This is a genomic window from Rouxiella badensis, assembly GCF_026967515.2.
In the GTDB taxonomy this organism is placed as follows: domain Bacteria; phylum Pseudomonadota; class Gammaproteobacteria; order Enterobacterales; family Enterobacteriaceae; genus Rouxiella; species Rouxiella badensis.
Map to the genome: position 1 here is coordinate 563,623 of NZ_CP114062.1, position 24,751 is coordinate 588,373.

The 24,751-nt window shown below is 49.1% G+C and carries 22 protein-coding genes and 4 pseudogenes; 11 read left to right on the top strand and 15 right to left on the bottom strand.

What is annotated here, in order from left to right; genetic code table 11:
• Positions 1 to 73: 73 nt before the first annotated feature.
• Positions 74 to 883, bottom strand: a complete 810-nt coding sequence (puuD, locus tag O1V65_RS02780) for a gamma-glutamyl-gamma-aminobutyrate hydrolase (protein WP_017493354.1) — start codon at positions 881 to 883, stop codon at positions 74 to 76.
• 389 nt (positions 884 to 1,272) lie between these two features.
• On the opposite strand from puuD, the gene O1V65_RS02785 reads away from it, so the two are divergent.
• Both O1V65_RS02785 and O1V65_RS02790 read left to right on the top strand, forming a co-directional pair.
• Entirely contained in the window at positions 1,273 to 2,709 is a 1,437-nt protein-coding gene (locus O1V65_RS02785) for a glutamine synthetase family protein (RefSeq protein WP_017493355.1), read from the top strand.
• Positions 2,710 to 3,211: 502 nt separating this feature from the next.
• A complete protein-coding gene (locus tag O1V65_RS02790) occupies positions 3,212 to 4,588 on the top strand; it encodes an APC family permease (protein ID WP_017493356.1) in 1,377 nt (458 codons plus the stop codon).
• A gap of 68 nt (positions 4,589 to 4,656) precedes the next feature.
• Here O1V65_RS02790 and sbcB read toward each other — a convergent pair whose 3' ends face one another.
• The gene (gene sbcB, locus O1V65_RS02795) at positions 4,657 to 6,087 is read right to left on the bottom strand and encodes an exodeoxyribonuclease I (RefSeq protein ID WP_269130139.1); all 1,431 of its coding nucleotides are present in this window, start codon (positions 6,085 to 6,087) and stop codon (positions 4,657 to 4,659) included.
• A gap of 333 nt (positions 6,088 to 6,420) precedes the next feature.
• Between sbcB and O1V65_RS23085 the strand changes: the two are divergent.
• Positions 6,421 to 6,510, top strand: a pseudogene (locus O1V65_RS23085) (hypothetical protein); the annotation flags it as partial.
• On the top strand, positions 6,508 to 6,801 hold the full coding sequence (locus tag O1V65_RS02800; RefSeq protein WP_333783414.1) for a tyrosine-type recombinase/integrase: 294 nt from the start codon (positions 6,508 to 6,510) through the stop codon (positions 6,799 to 6,801). The pseudogene O1V65_RS23085 and the gene O1V65_RS02800, both read left to right, overlap by 3 nt.
• A gap of 21 nt (positions 6,802 to 6,822) precedes the next feature.
• On the opposite strand, the pseudogene O1V65_RS02805 reads toward O1V65_RS02800, so the two are convergent.
• The 4 genes and pseudogenes from O1V65_RS02805 to O1V65_RS02820 form a co-directional block, all read right to left on the bottom strand.
• Positions 6,823 to 7,403: pseudogene (locus O1V65_RS02805) on the bottom strand (transposase); the annotation flags it as partial.
• Positions 7,404 to 7,559: 156 nt separating this feature from the next.
• Positions 7,560 to 8,063: a hypothetical protein gene (locus tag O1V65_RS02810; RefSeq protein WP_017493476.1), complete on the bottom strand. Its 504-nt coding sequence runs from the start codon at positions 8,061 to 8,063 to the stop codon at positions 7,560 to 7,562.
• A gap of 133 nt (positions 8,064 to 8,196) precedes the next feature.
• On the bottom strand, positions 8,197 to 8,367 hold the full coding sequence (locus O1V65_RS02815) for a hypothetical protein (RefSeq protein WP_017493475.1): 171 nt from the start codon (positions 8,365 to 8,367) through the stop codon (positions 8,197 to 8,199).
• Positions 8,368 to 9,193: 826 nt separating this feature from the next.
• Entirely contained in the window at positions 9,194 to 9,934 is a 741-nt protein-coding gene (locus tag O1V65_RS02820; RefSeq protein WP_227989838.1) for an SDR family oxidoreductase, read from the bottom strand.
• Between the two features lie 231 nt (positions 9,935 to 10,165).
• On the opposite strand from O1V65_RS02820, the gene O1V65_RS02825 reads away from it, so the two are divergent.
• Complete coding sequence (locus O1V65_RS02825) at positions 10,166 to 10,555, top strand: cell envelope integrity TolA C-terminal domain-containing protein (RefSeq protein ID WP_269130140.1); 390 nt, start codon at positions 10,166 to 10,168, stop codon at positions 10,553 to 10,555.
• Between the two features lie 56 nt (positions 10,556 to 10,611).
• Here O1V65_RS02825 and O1V65_RS02830 read toward each other — a convergent pair whose 3' ends face one another.
• On the bottom strand, positions 10,612 to 11,394 hold the full coding sequence (locus tag O1V65_RS02830) for a LysR family transcriptional regulator (protein WP_269130141.1): 783 nt from the start codon (positions 11,392 to 11,394) through the stop codon (positions 10,612 to 10,614).
• A 193-nt stretch (positions 11,395 to 11,587) separates the two neighbouring features.
• Between O1V65_RS02830 and O1V65_RS02835 the strand changes: the two genes are divergently transcribed.
• Positions 11,588 to 11,986 (top strand): tautomerase family protein, encoded by a 399-nt coding sequence (locus tag O1V65_RS02835; protein ID WP_017493470.1) that lies wholly within the window; start codon positions 11,588 to 11,590, stop codon positions 11,984 to 11,986.
• A 198-nt stretch (positions 11,987 to 12,184) separates the two neighbouring features.
• On the opposite strand, the gene O1V65_RS02840 is transcribed toward O1V65_RS02835, so the two are convergent.
• The gene (locus O1V65_RS02840) at positions 12,185 to 12,940 is read right to left on the bottom strand and encodes a DeoR/GlpR family DNA-binding transcription regulator (protein ID WP_269130142.1); all 756 of its coding nucleotides are present in this window, start codon (positions 12,938 to 12,940) and stop codon (positions 12,185 to 12,187) included.
• Between the two features lie 121 nt (positions 12,941 to 13,061).
• Positions 13,062 to 14,330 (bottom strand): DUF1479 domain-containing protein, encoded by a 1,269-nt coding sequence (locus O1V65_RS02845; protein WP_269130503.1) that lies wholly within the window; start codon positions 14,328 to 14,330, stop codon positions 13,062 to 13,064.
• An 806-nt stretch (positions 14,331 to 15,136) separates the two neighbouring features.
• Here O1V65_RS02845 and O1V65_RS02850 point away from each other — a divergent pair.
• Positions 15,137 to 15,540: pseudogene (locus tag O1V65_RS02850) on the top strand (integrase core domain-containing protein); the annotation flags it as partial.
• 302 nt (positions 15,541 to 15,842) lie between these two features.
• Here the strand turns inward: O1V65_RS02850 and O1V65_RS02855 are convergent.
• The 3 genes from O1V65_RS02855 to O1V65_RS02865 are packed head-to-tail and all read right to left on the bottom strand — an operon-like array spanning position 15,843 to position 18,685.
• Positions 15,843 to 16,562 (bottom strand): DUF554 domain-containing protein, encoded by a 720-nt coding sequence (locus tag O1V65_RS02855; protein WP_269130143.1) that lies wholly within the window; start codon positions 16,560 to 16,562, stop codon positions 15,843 to 15,845.
• A 19-nt stretch (positions 16,563 to 16,581) separates the two neighbouring features.
• Positions 16,582 to 17,175 (bottom strand): UbiX family flavin prenyltransferase, encoded by a 594-nt coding sequence (locus O1V65_RS02860; RefSeq protein ID WP_084911579.1) that lies wholly within the window; start codon positions 17,173 to 17,175, stop codon positions 16,582 to 16,584.
• Positions 17,176 to 17,188: 13 nt separating this feature from the next.
• Positions 17,189 to 18,685 carry a UbiD family decarboxylase gene (locus O1V65_RS02865; RefSeq protein ID WP_269130504.1) on the bottom strand — a complete coding sequence of 499 codons (1,497 nt, stop codon included), beginning with the start codon at positions 18,683 to 18,685 and terminating at the stop codon, positions 17,189 to 17,191.
• 320 nt (positions 18,686 to 19,005) lie between these two features.
• Between O1V65_RS02865 and O1V65_RS02870 the strand changes: the two genes are divergently transcribed.
• The 4 genes and pseudogenes from O1V65_RS02870 to O1V65_RS02885 all read left to right on the top strand — a co-directional run bounded on the left by O1V65_RS02870 (position 19,006) and on the right by O1V65_RS02885 (position 22,645).
• On the top strand, positions 19,006 to 19,908 hold the full coding sequence (locus tag O1V65_RS02870) for a LysR family transcriptional regulator (RefSeq protein ID WP_192503946.1): 903 nt from the start codon (positions 19,006 to 19,008) through the stop codon (positions 19,906 to 19,908).
• Positions 19,909 to 20,200: 292 nt separating this feature from the next.
• Positions 20,201 to 20,896 (top strand): IS6 family transposase, encoded by a 696-nt coding sequence (locus O1V65_RS02875; protein WP_269130144.1) that lies wholly within the window; start codon positions 20,201 to 20,203, stop codon positions 20,894 to 20,896.
• Between the two features lie 214 nt (positions 20,897 to 21,110).
• Entirely contained in the window at positions 21,111 to 21,911 is an 801-nt protein-coding gene (panB, locus tag O1V65_RS02880; protein ID WP_269130145.1) for a 3-methyl-2-oxobutanoate hydroxymethyltransferase, read from the top strand.
• 191 nt (positions 21,912 to 22,102) lie between these two features.
• A pseudogene (locus O1V65_RS02885) lies at positions 22,103 to 22,645 on the top strand (tyrosine-type recombinase/integrase).
• Between the two features lie 264 nt (positions 22,646 to 22,909).
• Here O1V65_RS02885 and O1V65_RS02890 read toward each other — a convergent pair.
• The 3 genes from O1V65_RS02890 to O1V65_RS02900 are packed head-to-tail and all read right to left on the bottom strand — an operon-like array spanning position 22,910 to position 24,751.
• Complete coding sequence (locus O1V65_RS02890) at positions 22,910 to 23,233, bottom strand: VOC family protein (protein WP_017494149.1); 324 nt, start codon at positions 23,231 to 23,233, stop codon at positions 22,910 to 22,912.
• Positions 23,217 to 23,369 carry a VOC family protein gene (locus tag O1V65_RS02895; protein ID WP_017494150.1) on the bottom strand — a complete coding sequence of 51 codons (153 nt, stop codon included), beginning with the start codon at positions 23,367 to 23,369 and terminating at the stop codon, positions 23,217 to 23,219. Before O1V65_RS02895 ends, O1V65_RS02890 begins: the two co-directional genes overlap by 17 nt.
• 53 nt (positions 23,370 to 23,422) lie before the next feature.
• The gene (locus O1V65_RS02900) at positions 23,423 to 24,751 is read right to left on the bottom strand and encodes a cytochrome c (RefSeq protein ID WP_084911566.1); all 1,329 of its coding nucleotides are present in this window, start codon (positions 24,749 to 24,751) and stop codon (positions 23,423 to 23,425) included.

The window sequence follows — 24,751 nt, forward strand, 5'->3', positions numbered from 1 at the left end:
TATAAAGCGGCTGCCCTTGACCTAAAAAAACTTAAGTCAGGTCAAGGGCAGCCGCCCTGTAATTATGAAAATTCTAAATTTTCAAAAGCTCATGCCTCTCCCGACATGCCGCAATAAAGGCTTCAAAAAGCTTTTTGGATACCGGATCCGTCAGGCTATGCCACTCCGGGTGCCACTGCACACCGAGCGCAAAGGGGTGGTGGCGCACGCTGACCGCCTCAACCAGATTGTCCGGCGCCACGGCCTCAATGGTAAGGCTTGCGCCCAAGCGTTTTGCCCCCTGACCGTGCAGCGAGTTAACCTCGAAACGTTGATAATCAGGCAAAAGCTCCGAAAGCAGGCCACCGGGTTTGATTTCAACCGGGTGCACCAGATCATACTGGTTGTCGTGAGGAAGATGAGTGTCTTCGCGGTGATCCATATAGCCCGGCTGTTCGTGAACTTTACGGTACAACGTGCCACCTGTGGCAACCACCAGCTCCTGCATGCCGCGACAGGCGGCGAAAAGAGGGATTTTTTTCTCCAGCGTGGCTTTTATCAGCGCAATGCTCAGCTTGTCGCGTCCGGGGTCAGCCAGCGCCTCGACGCCTTCTTCCCCATAAAGATGAGGTTCAATATTGCTCGGGCTGCCGGTAAGAAAAATACCGTCAACGCGCGAAAGAATACTTTCGAGGGCGCCTTCACGCGAGGCCAGTTCGTGGGGAAGAGCGATAGGGAATCCGTCGGCATTAAAGATTGCGTCGAGATATTTCTCATGGACCGTCAGCGCCGGGTTTTCATCGATAGTGTTTTCACACATTACGACGCCGATAACCGGACGATAGGCCGCCTCAGACGTGCTCAGCGCTTCTTTGCTTTCTAAAGTGAAAGAAATATTGTCCATTTTACCGCCCCTGTGAGTTGATTAAAATGCTGATAGCCTTCCTATTGTTCCGCTTTCGCCCAACAAAAGTGACTTTTTTTTATCCGTTTATTTTAAAACTTAGCAGCCTGAAGAAGCATGATCAAACGGAAGTGTTAATAGGATGTTGCAGTTGCAAGGGCTGTATGCAGAGGTTAAGGTTTTTAAGTCGGCAATCTTAAGGTCGCCTACATAGTCTATATTTATAGTGCATTTACATTATTAAGATCGGTTTAAACGGATTTTTTATCTTCTCTTTGGCACCTTTAATCGCGGGAATACAGCAATTGAACAGAGCGAATTAACGTTGGCGTACATTACCATGAGGGTAATGTGTTAGACGCCAGTCACATGCAAACGGCGGAAATCCTATGCAAGCAATTGACCTGATTACTCAAAACATCGAAGTTGAAGACTTCGCGATTCAAGGCGAAGAGAAGCGAAGCAGCGCGTTCCAGGATGAAGTGTCTCAGTACCTGGAGCGTCACCCACTAACTCAGCACGTTGATGTTCTCCTCACTGATTTAAATGGTACTTTTCGCGGTAAACGCATCCCTCTCTCTGCGCTTCGAAAAATCGAAAAAGGCTGTTATTTCCCGGCTTCCGTCTTCGCGATGGACATTTTAGGAAACGTAGTGGAAGAAGCGGGTCTCGGCCAAGAGCTGGGTGAACCCGACCGCATCTGCCTGCCTATCCCCGGCACGCTGACACCTTCCGCCTCCGACCCCGAACATATCGGGCAGTTGCTGTTGACCATGCTTGACGAAGATGGCACTCCCTTTGACGTTGAACCCCGCAATGTGTTGAACCATATCTGGCAAACATTGCGCCAACGGGGCCTGTTCCCGGTGGTAGCGGTAGAGTTGGAGTTCTATCTGCTCGACAGGCAGCGCGATGCAGAGGGCGCATTGCAGCCACCCTGCACCCCCGGAACACAGGACCGCAACATACAGAATCAGGTTTATTCTTTGGATAATCTTGACCATTTCGCTGCAGTCTTGAGCGACATTGACCGGCTGGCGCACATTCAGGGGCTCCCGGCCGATGGCGCCGTGGCAGAGTCCTCCCCGGGTCAATTTGAGGTCAATCTGCATCATACAGAAAATATTCTTAGCGCCTGCGATCACGCGCTGGCGCTGAAAAGACTGGTGCGCCTGGTGGCCGAAAATCACGAGATGGACGCCACCTTTATGGCCAAACCTTATGACGAGTACGCCGGTAGCGGCATGCATATTCACCTCAGTATTCTGGACGACAACGGCAAAAACCTGTTCTCCAACGAAGAAGAGGGTAAGGACTCGGCGCTGATGAAACGAGCGCTGGCAGGAATGATTGCCATGATGCCCGCTTCAATGGCGGTATTGGCTCCCAATATCAACGCCTTCCGCCGCTTCCAGCCCGGTATGTATGTACCTACCCAAGCCTCGTGGGGCCACAATAATCGTACCGTTGCGCTACGAGTGCCGTGCAGCGATGCCAAAAATCACCGCGTGGAGTATCGCGTAGCAGGCGCTGACGCCAACCCGTATCTGGTGGTCGCCACGGTGCTGGCCGGTGTTCTGTACGGATTAGACAACATTTTGCCGCTGCCTGAGCCGGTGACCGGCAACGGTCTGGAGCAGGAAGGGTTCCCGTTGCCTATCCGCCAAAGTGACGCGCTGCAAGAATTTGACCAACAAACCGAACTCAAACGTTATTTGGGTGAGCGATTCAGCCATGTTTATCACCGCTGCAAATCTGATGAATTACTTCAGTTTGAACGCCGTGTAACAGAAACAGAAATTGATTGGATGCTAAAAAACGCCTGATTTATTAGATGATTGCCTCAGCTTTTCGTCGACATGATGTTCATTTTTACCTTACTGTCCGTTGGGTCAGTCGGGAAATTAAGAAAATAAATTGTCGAGTTAAGCCCGCAATATCTTGAAATAAGGCCGAGTCTTGGTGCAAAATAGCGGCCATGCAAAATAACCGACGCCTAAACGCGCCGGTTATTTTTTTTGCATGGTTTTTTACACTAATCCAACAGAGGCCGGACCCAGATCCGGATAGATAACCAGATTTCGTGCGCGACCCCCAATTAATAAACGGTCGGCACTATGAGGAAATGTAAGATGGGGCAATTTTTCAAACCTGTACCGGTTCCTTCCGGTGTTGCTTTCCACCGTGCACAACAGCACGCCGCCTTCTCGCCATGCGTCAGCAACGTGAGGATGAATCCCCCATTTTTATCATCGAGCAGTATCCCCAGTACCTTGCTGAATCAGGCCGTAGCACGCCAGAATGTTGCAGGTAAGGGGAGGCTGAACCATGTCGCATAATCACACCGCTACTGTTGCTGCTGCACCTCGCGTGAAGCTTCGTCGTACCCTGACCTTAATGCAGGTCGTGATGATGGGCCTGGCCTATCTGCAGCCGATGACCATTTTCGACACCTTCGGCATTGTTACCAGCATGACCGACGGTCACGTCGCGACCGCGTACCTGTTCGCGCTCGTTGCCGTGCTTTTTACCGCCGTGAGCTACGGCAAGCTGGTTCAGCGTTTCCCGTCAGCGGGCTCTGCCTACACCTATGCGCAGAAGGCGATTAGCCCGCACGTGGGCTTCATGGTGGGCTGGTCGTCGCTGCTGGATTACCTGTTCATGCCGATGATCAACATCCTGTTGGCCAAAATCTATCTTGAGGCGATTTTCCCGGGCTTCCCTTCGTGGATCTGGGTTGTGGCGCTGGTAGGCCTGATGACGGCCTTTAACCTGCGCGGCATTAAGCTGGTTGCCAATATGAACAGCATCGTGGTGGTGGTTCAGGTGGCTATCATGGCGCTTATCGTTGGCTTGCTGATTTATGGCGTGTTCCATGGTCAAGGCACTGGCACGCTGGTGAGCAGCAAACCGTTCTGGTCCGAGAATGCGCATACCGTGCCGATGATTACCGGGGCGACGATTCTGTGCTTCTCGTTCCTGGGCTTCGACGGCATCAGTTCACTGTCTGAAGAAACGCCAAACGCGGCTAAAGTTATCCCACGCGCGATCTTTTTGACCGCGCTTATCGGCGGCATTATCTTCGTGGTGGTGTCTTACTTCCTGCAGCTGTATTTCCCGGATATCTCTCGCTTCCACGATCCGGACGCGTCTCAGCCGGAGATCATGCTGTTTGTTGGCGGTAAGGTATTCCAGTTCGTTATCCTGTGCTTCTCCTGCGTGACCGTACTGGCATCAGGCATGGCGGCGCATGCCGGTGTTTCGCGTCTGCTGTACGTGATGGGCCGTGACGGCGTATTCCCAGAGAAAATCTTCGGTTTCGTTCACCCTACGTGGCGTACCCCGGCGTTTAACGTGGTGTTGGTTGGCCTGGTGGCGATGTCGGCGATTAGCTTTGATCTGGTGACCGCCACCGCGCTGATTAACTTTGGTGCGCTGGTGGCCTTTACCTTCGTTAACCTGTCGGTAATTTCCCAGTTCTACATTCGTGAAAAACGTAACCGCACGCTGCGTGACCACATTCACTATCTGATTCTGCCGGTGATTGGTGCGCTGACCGTGGGTGCGCTGTGGTTGAACCTGGAAGCCAGCTCAATGACGCTGGGTCTGGTATGGGGCGCGATTGGCCTGTCTTATTTGGCCTTTATCACTCGCCGCTTCCGTCAGCCACCGCCGCAGATGAGCGAAGAAGTTGAAGTAATCTAATCTGTTTAGCGGTTTATGCGTAAAGAAAAAGGGACTCGATTGAGTCCCTTTTTGCGTTGGTAAGCGCGTTAGCCGACCAGTTTTTTACCGTAGTCGAACAGCTGTTTGAGCAGGGCGGTTTTCTCCGCATCTTCTTCATGCAGGTTATACAGTGACTCGAGCTGGAGGATATAATCCTGAACGCGCTCGGCGCTCAGCGCCTCCTGACGATGGGTAAGCCAACGACGCTGCTCGTCGTCATTCAGCGTGTGTGGATAGTTGCGCGCCCGGAAACGGAACAACAGCTCTTCGAGACGGGAGTCCTGGAACTTAAGGTCAAGCGCAGGCAGGTTTTCCGCTGCGGTCTGCTGGATTATGCGCATCGTTGCGCGATCGGCATCACCAAAGAAGCCGTCATAGAGCCGTGCATCGACATCCTGTGAAGGAGTAAATGGCTCAGCTTCGGCGTACAGCGCCACCACTTTTTCACGTACTTGACTGTTCTGGCGCAGCAGCTGCAAGTTTTGCAGACAGCGGTCCCGGTCAATATCCAAACGCTCGGCGTTTTCGGGCAACAAGGTCTTGGCAGGGGCCAGAATCGGGCATTTATTGGTGTGCAGCAGCTTAATAGGCAGCGGAGACTGACCCGGCAGCAGGTCACCGCGACGGCTATACAGACGTTCGCGCATCTGGTCAGAGTCCAGTTCGAGCAGAGGCGTCATATCCCCCGCCAAATCACAGACAATCACCGCATTTTTATTTTCCGGATGCCACGCCAGCGGCGCAACCCAGCTGGTATTACCGCGTGCAGCACCAAACATACCGGAGACGTGGACCAGTGGCGTCATGGTCGGAATATCGATTAACGCGTTGATTTTGTGTTTATTGCGATGTTCAAGCAGGTAGTCGAACAGTCGCGGCTGAGCCTGTTTCACCAGACGCGCCATGGCAATGGTGGCGTAGACGTCAGACATCGCGTCGTGGGCGTTCTCGTGCTCAACGCCGTTGGCGCGGGTGAGATGCTCAAGGCGGAAGCTTGGGAACCCTTCCTCGTTCTCCGGCCAGTTAATGCCGTCGGGACGCAGCGCATAGCAGGCGCGCATTACGTCGAGAAGATCCCAGCGAGAATTTCCATTTTGCCAGCTATAGGCGTAAGGATCGTAGAAGTTACGGTAAAAAATATTACGGCTGACTTCATCATCAAAGCGAATATTGTTATAACCCACGATGCAGGTGCCGGGCACGCTGAAGGCCTGATGGATCTGCGCGGTAAAATCGGCCTCGTTCAGCCCTTTGGCCTGCGCGAGCTGCGGGGTAATGCCGGTGATCATCACCGCTTCAGGCTGCGGCAGATAGTCGTCAGAAGGGCGACAGTAGATAACCAGAGGTTCTTCGATAATATTGAAATCAGCGTCAGTACGTATGCCAGCGAACTGCGCAGGGCGGTCCAGCGCCGGGTGGGTGCCGAAAGTCTCATAGTCGTGAAAGTAGAAAGTAGGTTGAATTGGTTTGTCTGACATTGCTTTATTGTGCCTATAGTTGTATGTATTCACTCATTCAACCAAATGATTTAATTGCATTAAATGTCTTATTTTGTCCTATTTAAACTAAAAAAATCAAAATAAAACTAAGCTAGTCCAGCAGATCAATGGTACATATTGGGTACAAAATAAAAATTTTCATGCGTACAGAATATTATCATGGCTCTTAGCGATACAAAACTTCGTTCACTTCACCGCAAACCGTACACAGGCAGTCCCGAGCTTTCTGATGGCGACGGACTCGGTGTAAGGATATCACCTCTGGGTGCAATGACCTTCCAGTTTCGCTTCTGATGGGAAGGGAAGGCGCAACGCATATCTCTTGGTAAATACCCGGCTATGGGTCTTAAAGATGCCAGGGCCCTTGTAGGCGAACTCCGCCTTCTTTATGACAAGGGAATAAATCCACGCACGTATTTTGAATCACAAAACGTATTTTCTGAGCTTACCGTTAAGGAGTGTCTCGATGCCTGGATGAAGGATTATGTACGCACTCAGCTGCGTACAAATACCATCAATCTGTACGAGGCAGTTGTAGTCAAACATATGGCAGATGCATTTAAAGGTCGGCCAGTCAGCTCTATATCTGTGAGAGATTGGATCGGTTTCTTCACGGCAAAGGAAAAGGAAGGGCAAAAACGTGCCCGTATGATGTTCATCCAAGCTAAATCTGAATCGCCACGGATAATCTAGACACTTCAGAGCCGTTGGTAATCTTGGGCTACGGTATCCAACCTGAGCCCTTATCCCGGCACGTTTCATCAGTCGCCAGACACGGTTAACTCCGCACTGTTGTCCGGTATCCCGCAGGTCGAGGTGGATCTTGCGATAATCATAAACACAACCCGACTCCAGCCAGAACTGCTTTATCTGCCCCGTCAGTTTCAGATCAGCATGATGCCGCCGTGAATCCGGTTGCTGAAGCCAGGCGTAAAATCCACTCGGATGCACATCCAGCACCCGACAGAGCAGGCGAACAGGCCAGAAATGGTTGTTGTCGCGGATAAAGGCGTACCTCAGTCGGACAGCTTTGCGAAGTACGCCGCGGCTTTTTTTAATATGTCCCGTTCGTCGGTAACCCGCTTCAGCTCTTTCTGGAGACGGCGGATCTCGGCCTGAGCATCTGACTGTTCTTTATGAGTGGAAGAATCGGGACCGTACTTCTTTATCCAGGCTTAAAGGCTGTGGGTGGTGATGTCGAGACGTGTTGCCACGCTGGAAACAGAATGACCACGATCAACAACCTGTTTCACTGCTTCAATTTTAAACTCTTCGGGATAACGCTTAGCGCTCATAGGTACCTCTCTTTAAGCCATCTTAAATGACTCTGTGGTGTCTGTTAAACCTGTGGCGATTCAATATAAAGGTTTTCAGGAGAGATAACGCCCAGCCTGCACCCATTTCAGAATGGAATGCGTAAGGCAGGGCGAACAGAGATTTATTATATGAAATTATTTTAAATCTGAATAAATAAGGTCGATGGACAGAATTCCTGAATCTTTAACCACGTAAGGATATTTCAGACCGTCTTTTTTACTCACTGCTGATTTTAAGACACTATAGACTGACTGGCAGGCAGCGCTGTTATTTTCAGCCTGATTATCAAGCATCACTACCTCTGGTGGCTCAGGATCACTCGGAGCTGTCTTGCCGATACTGATTGAAATTTTGCATACTACATCGGAATTCTGTGTATCGGTTTTTTTCTTGTCTTCTTTTAAAAGCACTGTCCGAACCTTATCACTGAATTTATTTAGGTCAGCAATCATGCCCGGTGAATAATTGCTCAGAAGTGAGCTTTTTTCTGATGCATTTTTGCTGAGATAATCTTTGATCTGCTCTGTTGTGTCTGTATTGAACTGCCAACCCTGCGGAGCTACTGTCAGATTTATAGCTGCATAAGAAAAGGTTGGAACAACGCATAGGAAAACCAGAGGTATAAGAGATTTTATCACGATGCTAATCCTTTATGGGGAACAGAAAATCGTAATATGAAGAGTTAATATTTGAAAATCAAAATTTTTCATGCGTTAGTCTGGCATTCTCTCCAAAAAATAAGAATGCCAATTATAGGCCAACGGTTATTTTTTAATGGTCAGATCTCAACTGCGCAGCTGTATCTTTATTCCTTTGATCACCACGTTGGTTCAGCTCACGATGACTTTCTATAGCTGCTGTCTCCCAGTCCTTGTCGTTTACGGCTTTATTAAAGTTAGGGAATTTTTTACCCAGCGCAGGGATACCCAGGTTGAATCCCATGTCTACTATTTCCTGCCTGGTCTTTGTACATTGTATTTTTAAAACCTTCGTGGTTTTTAAGATTGTTTACACACATGCTCATAAACACACCACTATAGGTTTTAGTTGTAGCAATATTAATTTTTGTTTTATCGGTAACACCAGTGTGGCCTGAATTACCACCAGAAGTTCCACCGTAAGAGGATGAGCTATTACCGTCATAGCTGTGAATTGTTCCGTACGGAGTATCATGGTCATTCCAACCTGCGCCCTGATTTTAATCTTCGATGCCACTCATTTGTAATCTCCATTATTATTAAGTAAGCTTTTCTGTGTGTATGCAGGCTTATGCTATGTATGTTGAATAATGATTTCAATACCCTTTGGTTTAAAAGGATAAAAGTTGATCCAGTTGCATGTGATTTTTTAATATAATACCAGCATGATGGTTCAATCTTAATTCTTATAGATAATTGGGGGGCATCGAAATATAGTGATTTAAATATTATATTTTTCTCATGGTTATAATTATGACAGTGATCTAAAAGGAGGCTCCTATGGGCGTCGCACGTTCACACCCCGTAATTTTGTGGATAAACTTGCCGAGGTGGACGGGCATCTGTCCTTGCATGAGGTCAATGCGTGGGTCGAGTTCTATGCTGGGACGTATACGGATATCTCCACTGAAGAGGGGGAAAACAAGGCCTACTTCCTATACAACGGCAACGGAAGGCGCTGATGTGTGCTTTCTAACATCAGCGCCGTTGTCTTTTGCGGATGTCTGCTGTGAGCGACAAGCGGGCGTTGCATAATACACTTAAGTTGTTGCTTTGGCCCAAGTGAACAATCAGTAATGTACCAGCCCGCCATCTACAGCATACTGGCTGCCGGTAACATAAGATGCGTCATCAGACAGCAGGAAAAGTGCAACGGCAGCGGCCTCTTCTGCTGTTCCAGCACGCCTCAGAGGGACCTGGTTTACTACAAACTCTTCAAACTGCTTACGTGACTCTTCAGGCATAAAATGCCTGAAATTCGTTTCTATCGGCCCCGGAACTAGAGTGTTAGCGCGAATACCACGGACAGCCAGTGCAGAAGCCCAGCTTTTAACCATAGCGACAACCGCACCTTTCGTCGCTGCGTAGAGGCTTGTCATTGCCGCACCTTCGTATACAGAAGAAGAGGAAGTTACCAGAACAGATGCGCCGGAATTAAGTGATCCTGAGAGAGCGGCTAACTGAAGCATCGGACCTCGCACATTAGCATTCATCATGCGATTAAAGGCTTCTGCTGTTATAGACTCCGGAGAACTCACGTCAGCAAAACCGGCATTGAGCCATAATCCATCCAGCGAACCCCAACTGCTGATGGCTGTTTGCAGTGCATTAATGTCTGCTTCGTTTGCCGCATCACTCCTTAGAATAAGCGATGTTTCAGGCAGCAGGTTGCGCGCACGCGCCAGCCTTTCCTCATTGAGTCCTGTAATAGCGACATGGCCACCTTCTTTGACAATGCGTTGAGCCCCAGCCAGCCCCATACCGCTGGTACCGCCAGTGATTAATATACGTTTACCCTGAAATCTGCCCATGGTTAATTCCTCCTTGCTTCACAGTCAGTAATTAGCTTACGTAAAGTTAAGACCAGCCGTCACCTCTTTCAGCATGCAACTATAATCTCACGGCTTTAACGTCCGTTCCTGGCGCAGAATATTCAATTAAAGATGGAATATGATCCCTCGCCCCCTATTCTTGAATTACTATTCGTACGTGTAACTTAATGCAAATCACCATAAACGGATTTAGGTACGACTAAAATTTTGATGTTGTTGATAATAACGGCAGCGGTCACAGGATGCGCGCCCCTTGCTCCTAAAGGTTATCAGAAATATAGCGCGCTTGACTCTTGCAACTCCCACCGCTCTGGGACGGTGCGAGATAAAGACATTTACGGTGAGCAGCCCTCGGGTATTAAAAAAGCCCTTGATGCTGCCCTTACGAAACCCCATGCCTGGCAAGGTAAAAGATGCAATGTGCATCTCGATTTTGAAATGGGTGGTACCTTGCAGAATTTCATCGTAAAGGGCGGTGATAAAGATTATTGCCATGCTTTAGTTGAAGCTTCAAAACGCGCCGTATTTCCGCCATTTAAAGACCCGAAGGTCTTCAATGACATGGGGTCATCGCGTTGGAATATGCAAGGGCAACCTTGAGCTGGCTTTAATGATCTGCCAGTAACGCAATGCGTTCACTCTTTCGGGCAAAGCCACTAGTTTTGATTCAGCATTTGCACCAGGATTTGGCCGAATGAATCGCAGGTGCGTACCTTGGTTGCATCATTGAAATCCCGACTGTAAAGCACAAATTCTGCATCTGGCAGCTCCGGCAAGGCTAAATCCGTAGGAAAAGACATCTCTGAAGGGTTAACCGCGGAAAGGTTAAGGCAGCCAATCCCGAGCCCCGCGGTAACGGCCTCTTGTAAACCGCGCACACCGGACGCGATATGTCGAATGACATAAGGTCGGTGATGGCTTTTTAATGTCTGACAGGCCAGCTTATGCAGCGTGCAGCCTTCGGGTAACAAAGCCAGTGAAACAGGGGCGGATATATTTTGTTGAGCGCCCCTCACGGCTTCTACCCATCGCAGAGGTTCGCGAAATAGCACTTTCTCTCTTTCGACCTCTTGGTGATTATCACTGCCAGCAATCCTCATTACTATCGCCAAATCTAACTCGCCTCGTTGCCAGGCAGCAGAAATATCCGCACTTGTTCCACCCCGGGTACGCAGGCGCAAATGTGGATAGAGACGGCTTAAACGTGCCATTACGTCGATAATGATGCCGGGTCGGCAATAATCAGTCATGCCGATGCTCACCTCCCCCGACAGGTTAATGCCCTGCAGATCTTGCCAGGCGCTCTCTGCCATCTCCAGCAGAGAGCGGGCATGGGTCAACAACCTCTCACCCGCCAGGGTAGGAACGACGCCACTTTTGGCGCGAGTCAATAATGTCTGCCCCGTGCGCTGTTCAAGCTTGCGAAGCTGCTCGCTCAAGGCTGATTGAGAGAGGCAGCGCAGCGGTGATACTCCCCGCCTCAACGGCAGCCACAAAACTTTGCAGATGTTCCAAATCAAAGGTATTCATTTTTAGTATCGTTTTTTCCGTTGGATATCATCTTATCTTCCCGCTTTTCGGTGATGTGAGCAAGGGTCATAATCAGCCTACATTCACTAAAGGAGAGATTTTATGCCACATATCGTTCTGAAGTTATCCGGAAAAAAAGATGCCGACTTAATGCATAAAGCCGTTGAAGTCATTCAGGATTTAACTGCTGAGATCCTGAAAAAAGATCGGCGCGTAATGGCGACAGCTGTCACCTTTATCGATGACGATCAGTGGTTTATTGGCGGGAAGCCGCTTTCCCAAAGTGGGGGCAGCGCATTCCATTTAGATATCAGCATTACTGACGAAACCAATACTAAATCTGAAAAATCCCGCTTTGTGCGCGAACTCTATCAGGCAATGGCTAGCCTTCGAGAAAACTTGCATGAAGAGAGCTATATCCATTTAATTGATGCACGGGCCGCTGCGTATGGCTATGGGGGACGCACACAGGAGTGGCGTCATCAACAAGCTGAAATATAATGTATCCGCTGTTGAGTCATGCGACTGCTTTGAGCGATAAGCGGACATTCCGATGCACTTTTTAAAGGAGATTTTTCTGCATGGTTCATAAAATTAAAATGTTAACAAGGACAATTTTCAGTCGAAATAATAAAATGGGTATACTAATCGAATAGGGTTCAAACCCAGTTATTGGGTCTGCCCACAATATTAGAAACGTTACGACTCATGCTCACTGACAATATCCAGAGTAATACGCTGCTCATTAATTATCCTATGATAATCCACAGCTAGCCCGTCATCGGTGATGATGTGTGAGAAAGCTACTTTCGGAGAAAGAGGATAAGGATGAACAAGCCCAAACTTTGAAGAGTCTGTAAGCGCTATTTTCTCAATATCTTTTTCCATTACGGCATTGACGACATCACAGCGCAGCATATTTCTGCCGGTAAACCCTGTTTTCTCATGCCAGCCATCAATACCAATAAATGCCTTATGAAAGTGGATATGTTGCAGTGAAAAACGTGTTAAAGGCCCGACGACCGATTCACTGTCTTTCTGATATAACCTACCCAGTACAATAACCTCGCACAGACTGTCCTTTAACAGGTGCGCAATATAGTGACTGACCGTGATGATCGTCAGGCCGGTGCGTTCCGACAATGCGCGCGCCAGCAAGGCGCAGGTGCTTCCTCCTTCGATAAATACTGATTCACCGTCATTGACCAACGATGCGGCGTAGACAGCAAGCACCTGTTTTATCTGATAGCGCGTCTTCATACGTGCGCCTACATCGTCACTGTCAAGCGCGACGGCAGAGCCATGGACACGGCGTAGGTACTTGTCCCTTTCAAGCACGTTCAAATCCTGCCTGATTGTGACCTCCGAGACGCCAGTCAATTGGGAAAGATCACTTACGCTGACATTTCCACGTTTATTAACTACCTGAATAATTTGCTGATGGCGGGGATTCATAGGATTCTGCATCGTCGTTAAGGCATGCCAGTTTACCAAAAAAAACCAGCATGCCTATTTTCCGTAGCCTATTTCATAATTATTGCAGGCCGCTGACAGGTCGTAATGATGTTTTCAAGTTTCAGTCAGACTCGATACCCAGACTACGACGACCATTTTTGTTGAGTTCTTTCTCGGTAAATCGATTATCCCAATGCGCTTCATAATCTTCTCGCGGAAAATCCGCAGGAGAGCGACCTTCGCGGAAAGCCTGTGCGACCTTGTGTGCATAAGCGAGGTTTTTATCACAAAGAGGCGCCGCCGGAATGTACATAACGTTACCCCATCCTTGTTGATTCTCGACCGGTGCAACGGAGTGAATCACATCACAGTGCCACCAAACAGAATCTCCTGCTTCAAGAGCCGGGATGCTGCTTAGTCCTTGAATAAGATGCGGATGCCATTTCTCGGAAATCGGCAGTACTCTGCCCGGAGCCACACCACAAAGTTCGTCTTCAGGGACGTCTTTCAATAACGGGCGGAGCAGAATATAGGCTATTGCTTCGGGTACCGGTACGACGTGCAGGAGGCCCTGGCCGACAATCATGTCCGACAAGGCTGTCCACCCTTGGAAGGTGCGAAAAGCCGAACATTTCGTGGTGTTATCGACATCATATTCGTTTACATCAGGCCGCCATGCCGCGTCCCACGGGTCATAGCTGTCGAATTGATTGGTAAAAATTTTGCGGAATACTTTTTGATAAGCGGGCAACAGCCAGCGTTCAAGGGCGCCGGAGTCTGTATGTGCACCCAGCCCTTTTGAGGTCGTTCCTGGAAGACGCCTGCGGATGCGATCGGGATAGTTGATGCTGGTATCAGGATCAAACCATTTCACTCCACCTGACTCAAATTTCCATAAACGGTTCAAATATGATTGAACAGTTGCCATGCGATCGCTTTGACGCGCTTCCATTTGTGCATGTGACCAGTAGATAGGATAAATCTCTGGACGAGAAGCTTCCAGACTACCAAAAAAGTTGTCTCCTGGTCCTTTATAGGCCGTATCAAAGTCGTTTTTATCGAGATATTCGAGCATGGACTGGTCCCACTCAAGAGCTTTATCTCTTGGGAAAGTTTTTCTCACTACAACGCAACCGCGGCGTTTGATTTTGCTCAGAGTTGAATGCGCAATTTTACCTTCTTTGATATCAGTCCATTCAACGACAGGCCATGCTGTCCCATCACGCGCTTCATCGGCTTTGGCAGCAGCGATTTCCTGTTCAATTTTTTGACAGACCTGTTTAAAAAGACCCTCTACGTCACCAATTTGCTCACGCAATGCGCGCTTCATTTTGCCAATGTTGTCTTTGTAGTCTTCAGGAAGGCTAGTCGTCGTAAAGTTATTTTCCATCATGGGCTCTGAATAGAAGTTGCTGAATCCTTCGATTGAAAGTAAATTATGTTTCATTCGAAATGTCAGGTGAGATTAACAACTTTGAAACAAGGCAAGTTTGATCTGTCTCACAAAACGCGCTTCTGGCATATGTCTCAGACTTATCATCACTTTCTTTTTATGCCTTCTTCGCGACGCTAGCCGCTACTGGAACTGGAAAATTTATGAGGTATACGATGACCCCAAAATGTCTAAGGGATTTTTACAAGAACTTTTTTCAAAATAGTGATGCTGATACATGCCAATTGTTTAAATTCATCACGCCAGAAAAGCGATGCTCGATGTTGTACGAACTTATGCAATGGGGTAACGGCAACCACGAAAATGTTAAGCGACAAAAAACTGGGGAAAAGAAGTAGATTGGCGACAGCTTGATGCTCAAAAATTAAGCATTATTGTGTTTGCACATTTAACGTCAATCGAGTAAGGACGGTGTTCTTTTGATGTTCTTTAGGTTGAATTTTTATTTTTCAATAGCTGATTAAACAGGGAGAAACATTGAAATCCAAACTAATCAAATAGGTAGACGTTAGGGACGCAAACCTGATATTTCAGCTACATACCTGCGGCTAGCGTAATGCCTACGACAACATACTTGACCCTGAATTTTATAGAAAATTTTGCAGAAGAAGAACGACGCAATTACTGGCAATCAGAGCTTGCTGGAGCAAGAAATGACCTGCTCCCCGATGTTAGTAATGTCTTCATAAGCAACATGAGGACATCCCCATGAAGAAGCGTTTTTCCGACGAGCATATTATCAGTATTCCCGCGCGGCTCTGGCCATCGAAATTGACTTAAATATCCTTGCGCAGCGCGTTGTGCGGGTTCTGGAAAAATAGTGGCAAACCGTAGTTATCCGCTAAAAATGCGGATGGATAACGGGCAGGAACTGATATCACTGGCTCTGGCACAATGGTCTGAGGGCCATGGCGTAATGCTGGAATTTATCAAGCCAGTTAAGCCGACGCAAAATGCATTAATTGCGAACGTACCGGACAGAAATACTGGATTTTTATCTGTTCAGAACACTTAATGAAGCACGAATATAACGGAGCGCTGGCTGAATGAATACAACAGTAAGCGGCCCCATGAATCTCTAAATAACCTGACTCCGGAAGAATACCGGCTGATGGCTGAGAAGACGGAAAATTCAGAAAGTGTGTAGAACTAAAACGAGTGTGCTTACAATCAGGGCTGCGCTGAATGGCGTTGAGAAAGAAGCTTCTGGCTTTCGAAAGAAATGAATGAACTACAGAGCGGCGCGACCTAGGCCACGCGCGAATGTCACTGAAAAGATCTACAAACTTAAGTGGAGACACTTTTAAATTTGGACAACAGGCGAAGAAATGCAAGAGGTGGCGCCTTCCACTTATTGCCCGGTTCCGACGCTGTGGGATAAATGACCATTGAAGTTTCGAAACCGGAAAAATTCCTCGGAGCTTATCGACCAATTACCTCTCGGGCTGATTAAAAATGAATATAGCTGGTCCACAGATAGGAAATCGGCATCACCAATACTAGCGCAGGTAACATATTTGCTACCGGGAACAGCTTGATACCGCTAATACGATAACCCGCGGCCAGCATCACCAGTCCGCCTGCCGCCGTAAAATCCCCCATCATAGCGGGAGAAATCAGCGGCATGATAATACCGGCGGCGGCCACCAGGCAGAGCTGAATAATAAACTGTGGCACAGCTATCGTAGCGACGGCATAACCCAGCGAGGTGGCGAAAATGGCGGCGGTAAAGAAATCCATGATGGTTTTGACCAGCAAAATCGATGGGCTGCCGGTCATGCCTTCCGTCATCGCGCCAATAATGCCGGTGCCGCTGGCGCAAAACAGCACCAGTATGGCGACAAACTTCTCCTCAAATAACTCTGCGCTCATACCTTGCTTGGCAGGGGCAATTCGCTCAACCAGTTTTTTCGAAAATGCACCGAATTCACCAATCTTGCGTTCGAAGTAAATCAATTCGCCTATCGCCGCACCAAGAATCAGCGCCAAAATTACCGCGGGCAGCGATTTGATTTTAACGATTAAAATAATGCCGAGACCAATCGAAGAAAGTCCAAAGGTTAAAGGCAGTGCGCTACGTAATCTTTCAGGTAAACGCGATCCCATGAAGGCGCCCGCCAGGCCGCCCACTACCACGGCGGCGCCATTAGCTATAGGCCCAATTAACATATATGCTCCTGATGAATGTTTAGTCTAAATTTTCTCTGGTCGTGTTATTTCTGTCGCCCCATCGCGGGAGGTCAGGCACGTCCAAATCAAACAAATCCAATGCGCGGCCTACGCTGTGAGTCACGATATCGTCGAGCGTTTCAGGACGTTGATAGAAGGCCGGAACCGGCGGGAAAATGATCCCGCCCATTTCAGTAATGCAACGCATATTGTTGATGTGAGAGAGATTTAGAGGCGTCTCTCGCACCATTAATACCAGCCGCTTGCGTTCTTTCAACACCACGTCTGCGGCGCGGGTCAGCAGATTATCGGTCAGGCTGTGCGCAATGGAACCTAAGGTATTCATTGAACACGGCGCGATCAGCATGCCGATCGTTTTAAACGATCCACTCGAAATCGTGGCGCCCAGATTGGTTATCGAGTGAATCTTGTCTGCCAGCGCGTTGACTTCCTGCCGCTGATAGTCGGTTTCCAGCGCGCGTGTAACTTCAGCTCCTCTGGACATCACCAGATGCACCTCAATGTCCATAGGTTTCAGCAATTGCAGGGCCTTAACACCATATTGAAAACCTGAGGCGCCGCTGATACCGATGATGATTCGCCGTGTTGTCATGACTCTTTACCTATTATTTGAAGTCTGGAAGGAAGCGTTTAACGTCAACCTTTTTGAATTTTGAACGCTCAAAGTGATGTTTGAGATGGAACGGCACCGTGCAGTCAAAAATCACTTTGCACGAGGTGCCGACCTGCAACAGATGCGGGCTAAATTCCGGCGTTTGCGACGGGTCGAGCGGGTGACAGCGCACGCCCGGGATGTTAATGGTGTCGATGTCACCCTGAAAACGAGTCTGCATCGCCCACAGCACGTCGTCGGTATCAAACAAATCAACATCTTCATCCACCAGAATGACGTGCTTCAATTCCGGGAACGCCGAGAAAGCAAGCAGCGCAGCTTGACGTTGGCGACCTTCATCATTAATCGAAGATTTTTTAAATTGCAGCACGGCCAAAAGCTTGCCGCCGCCCGAGTTATGGGCATAGACGTTGAGTAAACGTCCCGGCATTGCGCGCTCGACCATGTCAAGAATGCTGGCTTCGGTCGGGATTCCGGCCAGATTGACGTGCTCGCCGCTTGGCCCTAGTGTGGTTTGCAGGATTGGGTTTTTGCGGTGAGTGATAGCCTTAATCTTGATGACCGGCAGCTCGTCTTTTGACTCGCCGGTATAGCCCGGAAACTCAGGCATCGCCTTACCGGTGTTGGTGTTTTGATCCTCGCGGATACGCACGTTTGGCAATAACTCGCCTTCGATTACTATCTCTGCATGGGCGATAGCTTTTTCGTTGATGGTAATGCCGTTAACCAGCTCTACCGGATAGCCACGCAACGCGCCCGCAACGTTCAATTCGTCATAACCTAGTGGCGTAGTCGGTGGTTCGAAGCAGGCGGCGATACTGATAGCAGGGTCTACGCCGATACTAATCGAAATCGGTAGCGGTTTACCGGCGGCCTCGGCCTTTTGGCGGAAAGCGTCAATGTGACGGCCCGGCGTCAACCACATGGTCAACTCATCGCGGCTTTGTACACACAGGCGGTGAATGGTGATATTGGACTCGCCCGTTTCCGGGTCAGAGGCGTAGCACATGCCCATGGTGAAATAGGGACCTGCATCTTCTTCGGTATTAGTAGGCGCGGGCAACAGCGTGCGCAGGTCAAAATCGGGGTCGCTGGCAAGATGAATAACTTCTTGGCACACGGCTTGGCCGCGTTCAATGGTGACTGGAGGGATCGGGTTTTGTACGGAATCCTTTAATAGAAAGCCCAGTTTTTCAGGTTCGCAGTTCAGCAGATGTCCAGTACGTTCGCGGGTCGATAGAATGCCGGTCACCACGCGCACCCCCGGATAACCTTTGACATTGTTAAACATCATCGCCGGTCCTTTACGGGTTGGACGCTCACAGGTACCGCCTGCGCCAACATAGCGATAAACGCCGGAGAGTTCTGCTTCTGGGTCAACTTCTACATTAGTTTCTACGAATTCGCCTGGTAAGGTTTGCAGGAAATCAATAGCTGAACGAAGATCGTGAACGGGTGACTCTTTTTTAGAATGGGTTGTATTTTTCATCATATTTCTCAGGTAAGTTTAAATAACCGTGGTGCGGAATTTAAATTACGCCGATAGAAATAAATTAAAAAATACCGTTTTAGTCTACGTCTAGATCATAAAAGTTGGAATAAACTATTCTTTGGGCAGATAAGTAACACAGTATTAACGATAGCAGAGTTTAATCAAGAAACGTAATGAAAGGTATAGCGCGCTCTAAAAAATTTACTTTAAAAGGTAAAGGCTTTAATTATAATTACTGTAATCAGGGAAGAGGATGCCATTCCAGCGTCATTATTTAATGACAGTATAGAATAAAAAGTCTTAGATCGGAGTCATCCATGGATCTCAAAAGAATGCGCTACTTCTGTACCATCGTCGAGCAAGGCTCTATCAGCCATGCGGCGCGGGTATTGAACATGGCGCAGCCGCCGCTTAGCAAGCGCATGCAGGAGCTGGAAGCCGAGATAGGCGCACCGCTTTTTGATCGCACTAACCGAGCGTTAATACCTACAGAGGCGGGAGTTTATCTTTATCAAAATGCTAAAGAGATCCTTAACAATATTGATAATATCAGGCTGCAAACCTTATTAATCGCCAGTCGCAATAAAAAGATTATCAGAATTGGTATTTCCTATCTTTTCCTCTCCTACTTCAGCAGTTTTATTCATAAGCTCAGCCAGCGCTATCCTGAAATAGAAATAAATATCTCGGTTGCCGACTCAAGTCATCTCGAGTTCTTACTGGTGCAGCGAATTATTGATATTGCGTTAATTCAAAAGCCGAAAATGACAAAAGCCTTTGATGTCATTGAAATGGGGCCAATGAAGCTTGTGGCGGTTATTGCCAAAAGTTTACTGCCCGAAAAGCCCAGGAAAAGTATTACCCTAGAAGCGCTGACGCGTTTTCCACTGGTGTTATTGCACCGCGCGGGCGGTAATGGCACTTTTGAAGTATTGATCGATAGCCTGCACAAATATGCCCATGAAATAAACGTGATCATGCAGGTTTCAGAGCCTCGCCTGATTATTGAACTGTTCAATCTTGGCGTCGAAGCTGCAACTTTATTGCCTGCTTCCGAGGTTAATGCAAAAAATCTAGATAACTATCATGTGGTTGATGTTGCCTCCCCGCCGTCGCTGTTTGTGCCGATGGTGGTGAGGCTGACGCACGTTAGCGGTAATCCAACTATTAATGAAATATGGGAGTGGGGTTTAGATTTGCAATCTAAAGGCAGCTTTTGAACTTCAAGTTCTAATGCAAAATCATGCGTTTCGCTTACTGCGCGGCGGCGCAGTAAGCCCAAAGAGGCGCAGTCTTTACTGAACCCCAGATCCTGGACAATTCCAGAATGTGGGGTGCAGTGACCCTGACCCTGACCCTGACCCCGTACATGATCCAGCCATAATCAGGAATAACCAGCTTCATTCTGGCTACCTGCCAATTTTTCAGTAAATTCGAAAAGGCATTTTTAGGGTTCTGTCGCATTAAGACGTCGTGAGGTAACATGCTGTTTTTTTACGATGTTGCCTGACCATGTCCCTGATCCGAAAATCTTTCCAACGCCTGCATTATCCCCCCGATGTTATCGCCCAGTGTGTTCGCTGGTATCTGGCGTATTCCCTGAGCCTCAGTAATCTGGAAGAGATGATGGCCGAGCGCGGCATTGTTGTTGATCATTCGACGCTTCACCGTTGGGTCATCCGCCTGGTGCCCCTGTTGGATAAGGTGTTCCGACGGTATAAACGCCCGGTGGGTCGACGCTGGCGAATGGACGAAACCTACATCAGAGTCAGAGGGCAGTGGAAATACCTGTACCGGGCCGTCGATACCGCAGGGCAGACCATCGATTTCCTGCTGACCGCCAGGCGGGATGCCGGCGCAGCACTGCGTTTCTTTCGTAAGGCTATTCGCCACCACGGTGGGCCAGGAAGGGTAACCATTGATAAAAGTGGCGCCAATACGGCAGCGTTGGCCACACTCAATGCCGACAAACCCGATGAAGAAAGCATCACGATCAGGCAGAACAAATATCTGAACAACCTTGTGGAGCAGGATCACCGGAACATCAAACGACGAACGCGATCCATGCTGGGATTCAAATCATTCCGGCGGGCACAGACCATACTTGCGGGTATTGAGCTGGTAAACATTATCCGTAAAGGACAGCTTCATCATCAAGCTGGCGAAGGATTGTCGTCTGCAGAACAATTTTATCTGCTGGCAGCCTGAAAAAACAGGTAGCGCAGATTTCATCATCTTCACTCCGTTAACGCGACAGAACCTAATTAACAACATATCATGCAATAGGTACCCTACCTGCGCTGCTGCACGCCGGGGCTCGAAGGCATTTGGCAAATCGAGAAATACAATTAAGCGTTACGAAAGTCAGTATTATCGCACCCGCAACCACCTTTATTAATGCAACGAGTTAGCAGAGAACACCATGCCATCAATCACTCTGACATACCTGAAAAACCTCAAGCAGCGCGGTGAAAAGATCACCATGCTTACCTGCTACGACGCCACGTTTGCCCACGAGCTGAGCACGGCGGGTGTTGAGATGCTCCTCATCGGCGATACGTTAGGAATGATTTTGCAGGGCCATGACAGCACCCTGCCGGTCAGACTGGAAGATATGGTTTATCACACGACCTGTGTAAAGCGCGGAAACAACGGTGGCTTCATCATCGCCGACCTTTCTTTCATGACCTGTTCCTCACCAGAGCAAGCCCTGCACAACTCGGCGCAACTGATGCAGGCGGGTGCTCAGATGGTCAAGATTGAGGGCGGGGAGTGGTTGTGTGACACGGTGCATCAACTGACGCGCAACGGCATACCTGTGTGTGCTCACATTGGACTCACTCCGCAGTCGGTTAACGTCTTTGGTGGATTTAAGGTTCAGGGTCGTGACAGCAAGCAAGCAGAAGCGTTGATCGAAACCGCGAAAAAGTTTGAGCAGGCGGGTGCGGTGATGGTTCTGGTCGAGGCAGTACCGGTTTCGCTCGGAAAAGCGCTAAGCGAGGCGGTTTCAATACCGGTCATCGGCATCGGCATCGGCCCCGGCACCGACGGGCAGGTACTGGTTCTTCACGATATGCTTGGCCTGAGCATCACCGGCAAGGCACCAAAATTCGTGAAAAATTTCATGAGGGGAGAGGAAAACATCCAGGGCGCGGTTAAAAGCTACATTGCCGCTGTCAAAGGCGGTAGCTTCCCGGCACTGGAACAGTGCTACTCTGAATGATTTATATTAAAAAGCCGCTTATTGTTAGTGGTTTTTTTAACGCTGCTAAACCAACTCATCCAAAAAGTAATGTCCGCAGATAGCTCATGAGGGACAATCATACTTAAATCTCCTACATTGCAGGAGGTTTGAGCATGAAAACGGCACCGTGAAACAAAGCCCGTATCATCGGACAAAAAAGACCGCTTTAGATATCTCCTATCTGGGGGATTAGAATCAGACTTGAACTAGAAGGCAAACGCGCGATCTAGCGCTGTTCAACATGGCTTTAGACAGTAAACTTCGGGGCTGCGATCTGGTAAAACTTAAAGTATCAGATGTTGCATATGGCAGTTCTGTTTCGAGCAGAGCAACGGTGTTACAGCAGAAAACCGGTAGTTCCGTCCAATTTGAGATAACCAAAGGGACAAGAGAAGCAGTTCCAGCGCTAATAATGCGAGGCAATCTGCACAGTAAAGACTACTTGTTCCAATCTCGGGTCGATTCTTGCCAACACATTTCAACCCAGCAATACATTGTATTTTTCATGGGTGGATAGCAAAGCTTGGTCTCGAAGATTCACTGTACAGCACACGTTTTATGAGAAGAACAAAACCTTTCCTGATATACAAGAAGACCAAGCATCTCCGGGTGATCTAACTTCTATTAGGCCATAAGAAACTGGAAAGACAGTGCGTTATCTCGGCATTGAAGTCGATGATACGTTAGAGATCTCTGTGTCGATTGAAGTCTAAGTTGTCAGGGCTGCAACAGCAGCCCTGTACCAGAAGCGGATATGGCCAACACCACGGTTTGTTAATCAATTGGGAGTAGGTAAGCCTGATATGATCCAGGAAAACAGACCCGGCAGCGACTTGGGGATTAATCGAAAATGTTAGGTTGGCATCAGGATGAGGTGGCGAATTATTCGCCGGTATTAACCGCGGGGAGTCAGCCAACGTCTCTCTTTTCACGAGGCTCGAGCAACCAGCGTTTCTCAGTGGCGACTTCGTCATAATTCAGCGCCGAGAGATCAGTTCAATCAGCAGGCCAAACGGCGTACGGCAGAACCAGGTCTGATTACCTATACCTTCTTCCTGCGCAAAACAGTCGGTTGGCCCTGCAAACATCAAGGCACCGTGTTGCTGTAAACTTTCGCCTGCCTGACGGATATCGTCCATATACACCGAGAAATGGCTGATACCGTACTGACTGATATTGGTCTCGCCGTTTTCCGTGACGGGACGGGTTTCGAATAACTCAAGATTACAGCCGTTTCCCAGTCGCAGCATAGCTAGGTCGGTCAGATTCAGCTCTTCGGAGAAATCATTCAGCGCGTGCATCTATTTTTCCGCTCTGCTTTGCCGGGGGCACGATGCGGTACAACACGGTGGCATCCAGCGTATCAATGAAAAATTGTTCTGCTTCCGTCAGGCTTGAGACTGTCACACCAGTATGTCCAATTCCTCTGATAATCATGATGTTCTCCTGATTAATCAGGAGCGAGCATCATGCCGCCCCTGATATGTTCATTACTTCGACGTTGTACTGAGTTTATCCGCCGCGCCGGTCAGTTTTCGCATATGGCTGACCTGATCTGCCGTCACCTCACTTCCCTGATTTCCCCAGCTATTACGCACATAAGTGAGGATTTCCGCTATCTGCCGATCATTCATTTTCCACGCAAATGACGGCATTCCGGCCGCAGTCTGGCGTTCTTCGGTATGCGGCGCGCGGGCACCATTCAGCATGGCATTGATCATGTTGGTCGGATCGTTTTGCATGGCGTTATTCCCCGCAAAAGCAGGCACCATGCCGGTGATGCCTTCGCCTTTCACGCCGTGACAGGCCGAGCAGTTCACTTCATACGTCAGCGCGCCATGTTCTTTGCTAGCGGCGTCCATGGCAAATGCCTGCGGTGCCGGTTTTCTGGAGGACGGCAGCATTTTGAGATACGCCGCGACGGCCTGTGCATCTCTGTCGCTGAAATACTGCGTGGAATGCTCGACCGCTTCAGCCATCGGACCTGCCGCAACACTTTTTCCGTCGGAGCCGGTTTTCAGGTATTGCGCAATGTCGTCGCTGCTCCAGTCACCTATGCCGGTATGTGGATCCTGCGAGATATCCGGCGCATACCACGCACCGAGGCTACCGCCCTGTAAATAACCGCCGCTGACTTCACCACCCAGCACGTTACGTGCGGTATGGCAGACGCTGCAGTGCGCCGGGCCATCGACGATGTATTTGCCTCGGTTAATCATGTCCATATTGGCGTTTGCGGCGGTTTTGGCCGTGTCTGGTGTGAAACCGCTGTTATCGAAGAACAGAAAATTCCAGCCGAGCATGGCAAAACGGATGTTATAAGGGAACGACATGCCGCCGTTTTCATCCACCTTATGTTTCACCGGTTTCATCGTGGACATGTACGCCCAGAGATCGTGCATATCGGCATCGCTCATCTTCGCATAGGCAGTGTAAGGCATTGCCGGATAGAGGAAGCCGTGGTCGCCGCGCCCCTGACGAACAGCGTTGAAGAAGTCGCGCTCAGTCATGTTGCCGATACCGGTTTCGCGATCTGGCGTAATGTTCGACGTCTGCAACTCGCCGAAAGGCGTACTGATTTTGTACCCGCCCGCAAAGCTCGATTCGTGGCAGGCCGCGCAGTCACCGAGACGCATGGCGTATTCGCCGCGTTTAATCGCAGCGCTGTCGGTGCTGTGGAAATCCGCCAGCCGGGTCGTGTCATCCGCGACCTGAGATCGTGAGCTGTCCATGACTTCCCACAGATGACCAAAGGCGACGATCCCAGCGACAACGGCCAGCGCCGCCACGCTGTAAGCAATTTTCTTTTTTGTACTCAT

Coding starts and splice junctions, on each gene's coding strand:
- O1V65_RS02835 (WP_017493470.1), top strand. CDS start 11,588: ATGCCACATATCGTTCTGAAGTTATCCGGAAAAAAAGATGCCGACTTA.
- O1V65_RS02815 (WP_017493475.1), bottom strand. CDS start 8,367: ATGGGATTCAACCTGGGTATCCCTGCGCTGGGTAAAAAATTCCCTAAC.
- O1V65_RS02845 (WP_269130503.1), bottom strand. CDS start 14,330: ATGGAAAATAACTTTACGACGACTAGCCTTCCTGAAGACTACAAAGAC.
- puuD (WP_017493354.1), bottom strand. CDS start 883: ATGGACAATATTTCTTTCACTTTAGAAAGCAAAGAAGCGCTGAGCACG.
- O1V65_RS02785 (WP_017493355.1), top strand. CDS start 1,273: ATGCAAGCAATTGACCTGATTACTCAAAACATCGAAGTTGAAGACTTC.
- panB (WP_269130145.1), top strand. CDS start 21,111: ATGCCATCAATCACTCTGACATACCTGAAAAACCTCAAGCAGCGCGGT.
- O1V65_RS02875 (WP_269130144.1), top strand. CDS start 20,201: ATGTCCCTGATCCGAAAATCTTTCCAACGCCTGCATTATCCCCCCGAT.
- O1V65_RS02870 (WP_192503946.1), top strand. CDS start 19,006: ATGGATCTCAAAAGAATGCGCTACTTCTGTACCATCGTCGAGCAAGGC.
- O1V65_RS02865 (WP_269130504.1), bottom strand. CDS start 18,685: ATGAAAAATACAACCCATTCTAAAAAAGAGTCACCCGTTCACGATCTT.
- O1V65_RS02860 (WP_084911579.1), bottom strand. CDS start 17,175: ATGACAACACGGCGAATCATCATCGGTATCAGCGGCGCCTCAGGTTTT.
- O1V65_RS02890 (WP_017494149.1), bottom strand. CDS start 23,233: ATGCACGCGCTGAATGATTTCTCCGAAGAGCTGAATCTGACCGACCTA.
- O1V65_RS02840 (WP_269130142.1), bottom strand. CDS start 12,940: ATGAATCCCCGCCATCAGCAAATTATTCAGGTAGTTAATAAACGTGGA.
- O1V65_RS02900 (WP_084911566.1), bottom strand. CDS start 24,751: ATGAGTACAAAAAAGAAAATTGCTTACAGCGTGGCGGCGCTGGCCGTT.
- sbcB (WP_269130139.1), bottom strand. CDS start 6,087: ATGTCAGACAAACCAATTCAACCTACTTTCTACTTTCACGACTATGAG.
- O1V65_RS02790 (WP_017493356.1), top strand. CDS start 3,212: ATGTCGCATAATCACACCGCTACTGTTGCTGCTGCACCTCGCGTGAAG.
- O1V65_RS02855 (WP_269130143.1), bottom strand. CDS start 16,562: ATGTTAATTGGGCCTATAGCTAATGGCGCCGCCGTGGTAGTGGGCGGC.
- O1V65_RS02895 (WP_017494150.1), bottom strand. CDS start 23,369: ATGATTATCAGAGGAATTGGACATACTGGTGTGACAGTCTCAAGCCTG.
- O1V65_RS02825 (WP_269130140.1), top strand. CDS start 10,166: ATGTTGTTGATAATAACGGCAGCGGTCACAGGATGCGCGCCCCTTGCT.
- O1V65_RS02820 (WP_227989838.1), bottom strand. CDS start 9,934: ATGGGCAGATTTCAGGGTAAACGTATATTAATCACTGGCGGTACCAGC.